Source organism: uncultured Flavobacterium sp. (assembly GCF_963925415.1).
Lineage (GTDB): Bacteria > Bacteroidota > Bacteroidia > Flavobacteriales > Flavobacteriaceae > Flavobacterium.
This window is the reverse complement of the sequence record NZ_CAWUTS010000080.1, coordinates 1-3,465: the sequence shown is the minus strand read 5'-3', so window position 1 is coordinate 3,465 and position 3,465 is coordinate 1. Positions and strand designations below refer to the sequence as shown.

The following is a 3,465-nucleotide window of genomic DNA, read 5'->3' as shown; positions in this document are numbered from 1 at the left end:
GATTGCTTTTTAGCTGCTAAAACAACATTACCAATGATTTATATGGATGATGCAATTAGAGCAACTTTAGAGCTTATGGAAGCTCCTAAAGAGCGTATTTCTATTAGGACTTCATATAATATTGCAGGAATGAGCTTTAATCCAGAAGAAATGGCTACATCCATTAAAGAATATTATCCTGATTTTAAAATTAAATATAATCCTGATTTTAGACAAGGTATAGCCGATTCATGGCCTAAAATCATTAATGATACTGATGCTAGAAATGATTGGAATTGGAAGCCTGAATACGATTTAAAACTGATGACTAAAACAATGATTGAAAATCTGAAATAAGTTTTCAATACTTTTTAAAAATAAAAAAATCCGAACATTAATTTGCTCGGATTTTTTTTGTGCCTCCTGGAAGTTTTAGTTTTTATCTAATTTTACCTCTTTTTATCATAAGTAAATAGAGATCAGGGGTATAATGACTAAATTATAATAAAATAGTAAAGATAAATCAATCGAAACAAAAAGGATTTAAACCAGTCGAGCAATCTCTAGAGCAATCGGTATTCTCGCTATATCTTAGCCTTAGTCATCAAAATTCAAGAAATATGTATAAGATTTTAAAGTCCTCTAATACAGCAATTCGATTTAGTTTAAAACATTCAAAAAAGTATTTATTAGAAATTAGATACCAAGAAAGTTTAATTGTATTATGGTTTTCTTTTGGAGGTGTAGATAAAAGGGTTAGCTATACTAAAGGGTATTCTGTGTCTTATGCAGATTTTGATTATCAAAAACAACACAATATAATGAATACGATTTCTGATTACAAAGTTTTTTGACGGTGCCATCAAACTAACACAAACCATACTGCTCAGGAACTTGTAATACTGGAAAGATTGATAAAAACGAAATGTTAAAGATAAAATAATCTCCTATACTTTTTTATTGCACACTTTTTTTATAAAAATAGTTTAATAAAATTAACGAATCATTGACCATATTTTTTTAGGTGCGTTATAGAATTGCTTTCCATCCCAGTCGTATTTATGAGCAACATTTAAACCTGCTAGATCTAAACCTGAAGATTCAAAAACATGAAGTGTTTTATCATCTATTTCTAAAAAATAAATATTTCGTTTAAAAGTTTCTTCTTTTAAAACTTCAAAAAAATCAATTCTGGGTATTCTTCTTGGTTTATCTGGATTTCTTCTATTGGGTAAAAATTCCCAATGAAAAATACCAAGTTGTGTTATATTGTCCTGTTGAGTCTCTTTATATTGAAGCAACCAAAGTTTCATTAAATCAGTAATAAATTCAGGTGTTTTAATCGTTAAATTCATGAAATTTCATTGTTTAAATGTTCATAAATAATAACCATTGCCAAGGTATCTACTTCACAATAACGCTTTAAAGCACCGGCAATTCCCATTCTTTCGTTCGTTGACATATCGGTGTATTGAATTTTCCCGTAAGCTGTTAAAGCAGCTCCTCCATCATCTATATTTTCGATATCGGATAAAGTAGCTTCAATTGCTTCATCGCTTAAATTTTCAAATACGGGTGGTAACATTTCATACGGACTTTTGATTTCGCCATTTTCTTGTGTTAGCCAAATATGAGAGGAATTAAAATTTTTACTTGAAACATTTATTTGACCAATTGGCAAACCGTATTTGTTTTGAATAAATTCACTGGTTTTTAAAATGGCAGGCAGCACTTTTTTTATTGAATTTGAGCCAAAAGTATAGGGATTGTAATAATATTTGATAATAATATCACATAAATCTATCATATTTCGTGAAGGTACAGGCCACGGATTGGTATGGTTGTCTTTTGGTTTACTTATAGATTCTATAAATAGTATCAATACGTCTTTAAATGGATAATTACTTTGAATTAATTGATCCCGAATGGCATTGAGTATGGTGTTTTCGTGTGAGGAATATCTAAAAATTGTTCCATTGTCATGAATTAATGCATCATATAAATGTTGTATAAATTCAAAGTTTGGAAACATACCTGGTGTGGTGTTAATATATTCGTTAGCATGCTCTATTCGTCCATCTTCATAATAAATATGATGAGAAAATTGAAATGCTATTTGTTCATAAGGTTTTCTACCTGCATGAAAGGGTAGAGGTACGGTAGAAGTTTCAAAATCGATAAAATGCAAAGGGTACACCCAAGTTGCCATTTCCGTTTTTAATCCATCAATATCTACATATTCTGAAAAGTCGTTTGAACGTTCTTTTTCTATTTGCAGCCATTGTCGTTCTTTGGCAGAAAGAAATCCAGCCGATTCCTTATACTTAATGTGTTCTGGTGTTAATTGATCTTTAAACAAAATACCTTGTTCCATCAATTTAGGGTCTTTTAAGTTCCAAATATTAAAAATATTTGATTTTTCAAATTCCTTGTCAGACCAATGAAATTGTGTTTTAAAACAATGCTCAAAGCCCGATTTTTTATTTTTGCCAGACTCTGAACTATCTTTTTTAAATTCACATTTTTTACAAGCTGAAAATTTAGCAGGCCAATTGGGGTAATAATTTTTAATTCGAATACCTAGCAGTAATGAAATTGCTTCGTCAAAATTTAAATTATCATAATAGTTATGATTATTATTAAGAATACCTGAAACTACTTCTGATAAATTTTCAAGATGAAGCAAATTCGTCCCCATTTGACTACTATCAGTAACCAAAACATCAACACCTGTTCGTTTATTTGAATTTTGTTTTACTCTAAAAAATTGATTTAATCCGTCTACAGTTGATGTTTTAGTCTTATCAACCAAACATAAAAAGGGAGTGATTTGAAATTTTGGAAGGCAAAGTTTTGTTACATGTGTTTGAAAAGCCAAATCAAATAGATAAGGTTTCCAACCGCTAACCAATCCACCATTTTTTCCAACAAAATTATATAAATCATTAGGGTTAATCGATTTTGCTTTTACCTCAATTAATTTAATAGTATTTCCTTTTTTCTCTAATATATCTGTTCTAATAAAAAGATTGTCAACATAAAAAGCTGCTTCATAAATGACTACATTTTCTTGCTTTAGAAGCTCGGAAGTTTGATTTGCCAAATCTTGATAGTTATTGTCATGGTAGGGTGCATCTACTAAAAACCCTCCAGGGTATTGTAATCGGGCATATTCTTCTATTTGAAAACCACCACTTGCAAGGGCTTGCAAAAAGGTATCATCACTTTTTATGTTATGATACTCTTCGGAATTATTTGAAAAATAAAGTTTATTAGGACATTCTAATCCTTGCTTAAAACGTGATTTTGAAAGTGCTTTCATAGTAAATAAGTTAAAACAATAGACCAGTTTGTAGCTAGTCATTTTTAATATAATAATTAATTAAATCCCAAATCATAACTAAAGCCAAACAATATTTGTGAATCTGTTTTTTTAATTGCAATGTAAGGTGTCGAGTGAAAACGGTATCTAACAGTTGTGTAAAT

3 protein-coding genes and 1 pseudogene are annotated in these 3,465 nt (G+C 29.7%); 2 read left to right on the top strand and 2 right to left on the bottom strand.

Translation table 11 applies throughout. The features are described 5' to 3' along the window. A pseudogene (locus AABM47_RS06280) lies at nt 1-336 on the top strand (NAD-dependent epimerase); the annotation flags it as partial. Between the two features lie 263 nt (nt 337-599). After that, a complete protein-coding gene (locus AABM47_RS06275) occupies nt 600-833 on the top strand; it encodes a hypothetical protein (RefSeq protein WP_338410073.1) in 234 nt (77 codons plus the stop codon). A gap of 141 nt (nt 834-974) precedes the next feature. On the opposite strand, the gene AABM47_RS06270 is transcribed toward AABM47_RS06275, so the two are convergent. Together AABM47_RS06270 and AABM47_RS06265 are read right to left on the bottom strand one after the other, a co-directional pair. Continuing rightward, nucleotides 975-1,334 carry a hypothetical protein gene (locus tag AABM47_RS06270; RefSeq protein ID WP_338410072.1) on the bottom strand — a complete coding sequence of 120 codons (360 nt, stop codon included), beginning with the start codon at nt 1,332-1,334 and terminating at the stop codon, nt 975-977. After that, nucleotides 1,331-3,301, bottom strand: a complete 1,971-nt coding sequence (locus AABM47_RS06265) for a DUF2779 domain-containing protein (RefSeq protein WP_338410071.1) — start codon at nt 3,299-3,301, stop codon at nt 1,331-1,333. The genes AABM47_RS06270 and AABM47_RS06265 overlap by 4 nt, the downstream gene beginning before the upstream one ends. Nucleotides 3,302-3,465: the final 164 nt, after the last annotated feature.

Excerpts from the sequence above, each read along its gene's own strand:
- AABM47_RS06275 (WP_338410073.1), top strand. The coding sequence starts at position 600 with ATGTATAAGATTTTAAAGTCCTCTAATACAGCAATTCGATTTAGTTTA.
- AABM47_RS06270 (WP_338410072.1), bottom strand. The coding sequence starts at position 1,334 with ATGAATTTAACGATTAAAACACCTGAATTTATTACTGATTTAATGAAA.
- AABM47_RS06265 (WP_338410071.1), bottom strand. The coding sequence starts at position 3,301 with ATGAAAGCACTTTCAAAATCACGTTTTAAGCAAGGATTAGAATGTCCT.